Annotated in this window: 2 protein-coding genes and 1 pseudogene; 2 read left to right on the top strand and 1 reads right to left on the bottom strand. The window is 73.1% G+C overall.

The features are described from left to right. Together ACVNF4_RS33190 and ACVNF4_RS33185 are read left to right on the top strand one after the other, a co-directional pair. On the top strand, window positions 1-1,959 hold a 1,959-nt coding region (locus tag ACVNF4_RS33190), incomplete at its 5' end, for a right-handed parallel beta-helix repeat-containing protein (protein ID WP_461806585.1). A 95-nt stretch (window positions 1,960-2,054) separates the two neighbouring features. Continuing rightward, a complete protein-coding gene (locus ACVNF4_RS33185; protein ID WP_461806586.1) occupies window positions 2,055-3,533 on the top strand; it encodes an alpha/beta hydrolase in 1,479 nt (492 codons plus the stop codon). On the opposite strand, the pseudogene ACVNF4_RS33180 reads toward ACVNF4_RS33185, so the two are convergent. Further along, window positions 3,530-4,270 (bottom strand): annotated as a pseudogene (locus ACVNF4_RS33180) (hypothetical protein); the annotation flags it as partial. The gene ACVNF4_RS33185 and the pseudogene ACVNF4_RS33180 overlap by 4 nt on opposite strands.

The raw sequence follows: 4,270 nt of genomic DNA, 5'->3' as shown, positions 1-4,270 counted from the left end.
CGCGGGGGCGCGCACCCGCGCCTGGAGCGCACCCGCGTGCACCACACCTCCGGCGCGGGCGTCAGCGTCACGGGCGACGGTTCGGCGCTGGAGGCGGTGGGCTGCGAGATCTACGAGGTGCGCGGCAGCGGCGTCCAGATCACCGCGCGGGCCACCGCGCACTTCACGGACTGCGGCGTCCACCGCACCACCGCCGACGGCGTCACCCTCGACACGGACGCGGTGCTCACCCTCGCGGACTGCCGCATCCACGACATCCCGGAGAACGCCGTGGACCTGCGCTCGCGCAGCGTCCTGACGCTGACCCGCACCTCGGTGCGGCAGTTCGGGCGCAACGGCCTGTCGGTGTGGGACCCGGGCACCCGGGTGGACGCCAACCAGTGCGAGATCTTCGACAGCACCGGCGACTACCCGGCGGTGTGGGTGAGCGACGGCGCGACGGCCGTCCTGGACTCCTGCCGGGTGCACGACGTGCCGGACGCCCTGTTCGTCCTGGACCGGGGTTCGCGCGCGGACGTCGTCGACAGCGACCTCACGCAGGTCCGCAACACGGCGGTGTCCGTGAGCGACGGCGCGACGGCGCAGCTCGACGACTGCCGGATCCGCGAGGCGGCGACGGGCGCCTGGTTCCGTGACCACGGCAGCGGCGGCACCCTCAGCAACTGCACGGTGGACTCGGTCCAGACCGGTGTGATCGTCACGAAGGGCGCCGACCCGACGGTCGAGCGGTGCACCGTCGACTCCCCCGCCGAGGCCGGGTTCTACGTGTCGGCGGGCGGCCGGGGCTCCTTCAACGGCTGCAAGGTCACGGGCAGCGGCGGCTACGGCTTCCACGTGATAGACGGCAGCCGCACGACGCTGCGCAAGTGCCGTACCGAGCGGTGCGCGCGCGGCGGCTACGAGTTCGCGGAGGCGCCGGACTCCGCGCCGGGTTCGGGACCGCTGGTCGAGGACTGCACGAGCGACGAGAGCGGCGGCGTCCGCGCCCCGGCGGCCCCTTCTTTCACGCCGCGTGAGACGGCCGTGCAGGCCGTCACCCACACCCCCGGGCTGCTGGGCGCGATCCCGGACCAGCGGCCGGTCGCCGTACCGGAGCCGCCGGTGGCCGTCTCGGCGTCGGTGTCGGTGTCGGAACAGACGATGGAGATCAAGGCCCCCAAGGACGTCCTGTCCGAACTCGACGCGCTGGTGGGCCTGGACAGCGTCAAGCGCGAGGTGCGGGCGCTGATCGACATGATCGAGGTCGGCCGGCGCCGGCAGCGCGCCGGCCTCAAGGCGGCCTCCGTGAAACGCCACTTGGTGTTCACGGGCTCCCCCGGCACCGGCAAGACGACGGTGGCACGCCTGTACGGCGAGATCCTCGCCGCGCTGGACGTCCTGGAGAAGGGCCACCTGGTCGAGGTGTCCCGGGTCGACCTGGTCGGCGAGCACATCGGGTCGACGGCGATCCGCACGCAGGAGGCGTTCGAACGGGCGCGTGGCGGTGTCCTGTTCATCGACGAGGCGTACGCGCTGTCGCCGGAGGACGCGGGCCGGGACTTCGGCAAGGAGGCCATCGACACGCTGGTGAAGCTGATGGAGGACCACCGCGACGCGGTCGTGGTGATCGTCGCCGGCTACACCGCCGAGATGGAGCGCTTCCTCGCCGTCAACCCCGGTGTGGCGTCCCGTTTCTCACGGACCATCACCTTCGGTGACTACGGCCCCGAGGAGCTGCTGAGGATCGTCCAGCAGCAGGCGGACGACCACGAGTACCGGCTCGCGGGCGGCGCCCCGGAGGCGCTGTTGCAGTACTTCGCGGAGATCCCGAAGGGTCCCGCGTTCGGCAACGGCCGTACCGCGCGGCAGACGTTCGAGGCGATGGTGGAGCGGCACGCGAGCCGGGTGGCGCAGGTCGTGGAGCCGAGCACGGACGAGCTGACGCTGCTGTACGCGGTGGATCTGCCCGAACTGCGCTGACGGCAAAGGGAGTTCACCGGAGATTTCGTAGGGGGGACAACCCCACCCCGATCATGCTGTCCGCCGGATGGTGACCCGTGCGGCGTCCGGACAGCATGATCGGTATGACGACTTCACGCGTTCTCGCCCTCACCCTCGCCGCCACCGCGACGGCTCTGACCCTCTCCGCCGTCCCCTCCTCGGCGGCCGGTCCCACAGCCCCCGGCCTCAGCTGGCGCCCGTGCAACCTCACCGGTCAGGAGTGCGCCGACCTCTCCGTCCCCCTCTCCTACGACGACCCTGACGGACCTCACGTCACCCTCGCCGTCTCCCGGTTGGCGAGCACCCGACCCGAGGCGCGGCGCGGCACCCTGCTGGTGATCACCGGCGGTCCGGGGGGTTCCGGTGTCCGGCGGCTCACTCACCAAGGGGCGGCGCTGCGCGAGCAGTTGGGGGACGCCTACGACCTCGTCAGCTTCGATCCGCGCGGGACGGGCGGCAGTTCGCGGGCGAGCTGTGAACTCCCGGCCGAGGACCGGCATCTGGTGACGCTGAGGTCGTGGCCGGCGGCGGACGGGTCCATCGCGGAGAACGTGGCGCGGGCCCGGCGTACCGCGAACTCCTGTGCCGAGCACGGCGGGCCGCTGCTGCGCAGCCTCAGCACGCGGAACGAGGCCCGGGACATCGACCGGCTCCGGGAGGCGCTCGGCGAGGAGAAGCTGTCGGCGTACGGGGTGTCGTACGGGACGTACGTGGGGGCCGTGTACGCGCAGGAGTACCCGCAGCGCACGGACCGTTGGGTGCTGGACAGCAACGACGACCCCGACCCCACCCGGGTGGGCCGGGGTTGGCTCGCGAACATGGCGCGCGGTGCCGAGGACCGCTTCCCGGACTTCGCGGCGTGGGCCGCCGACCCGGCCCGGGGAGAGCTGCGGGTGGCCGAACACCCGTCGGACGTCCGGGAGTTGTTCCTGTCGATGGCCGCCGAGCTGGACCGCAGTCCGCGCGGGACGACCACGCCGGGGGTGCCGCTCACCGGGAACCGGCTGCGGCAGGCGATGCAGACCGTCCTGTACGACGACACCGCGTTTCCCCGACTCGCCGCGCTCATGCGGCAGGTGATGGACCCGGCGGCCACTCCCGTGCTCACCCCGGACGTCGCGGGCCCGATGCCCGACGAGGACGCGGCGATCACGATGGCGGTCATCTGCAACGACGTCCGCTGGCCCCGCTCGGTCCCCGCGTACGAGCGGGCCGTCGCCGCGAACCGTGCCGCGTTCCCGCTGACGGCCGGGATGACGGCGAACATCACACCGTGCTCGTTCTGGAAGGACGCACCCGCCGACAAGCCGGTCCGGATCACGGACGACGGCCCGTCGAACGTGCTGATGATCCAGAACCGCCGCGACCCGGCCACCCCGTACGCGGGCGCCCTCAAGCTGCGCGCCGCCCTCGGCGACCGGGCCCGCATGGTCACCGTCGAACGCGGCGGCCACGGCGTCTACCTCGCCAACGGCAACGCCTGCGGCGACCGGCTCGTCACCCGCTTCCTGCTGACCGGCGAACGGCCCGCGCGGGACGTCGTCTGCGGCTAGGGACTCTCCCTCAGGGGCGCGACGCCGAGCCTCTTCAGGAGGCGTCCGCGTTCGCGGGCGAAGTGCGGGTCGGCCTGGTAGTCGGAGTGGCCGAGGAGGGGGGCGGGGAGGGGGTGCAGGGTGGTGCGGCCGTACTCCAGGGGGTCGGCGAAGGGGGCGCAGTCGACGTCCGGGAGGCGGACCGGGCCTCCTATGGGGTCGGTGGTGCGGTAGAGGTTGCGCCAGCAGTCGACGTCCGCGTGGAGCGCCTTGAGGGAGTCCGGGCCGAAGTGGGCGGGGAACCAGCGGCCGTAGAGACGCTCGATGGGCGAGCCGTAGGTCAGCAGGGCGACCCGGCCCCGGTCGGCGGGCGCCAGCTGCCAGGCCGCGGCGGCGGCGAGGACGCTGCCCTGCGAGTGGCCGGAGATGACGAGCCGGCCGCCGGTCTCGCGGGTCCAGGCCGTCATCCGCCAGGTGAGGTCCGGGACGGCCCGCTCGGCGTAGCAGGGGGGCGCGAAGGGGTGTGCGGCGCGCGGCCAGAACGTGCCGACGTCCCACAGGATGCCGATCGTGCGCCGGGCACGCGGGTCCTTGTACGCGCGCCTGCCCCAGGTGACGAACATCAGGAACACGAACCCGATCAGCCACGACCCGAGCGCCTGCCCGGTGCGCGCCGTGCCCTCGACGAACGGGTACGTCCCGGCCGCCGCCCCCACAGGCGTCCTCCCGCTGACCAGCGCCCCGGCGACGGCCGCCGC

This window comes from Streptomyces sp. S6, assembly GCF_054880855.1.
This window is presented reverse-complemented; position numbering and strand designations above follow the sequence as displayed.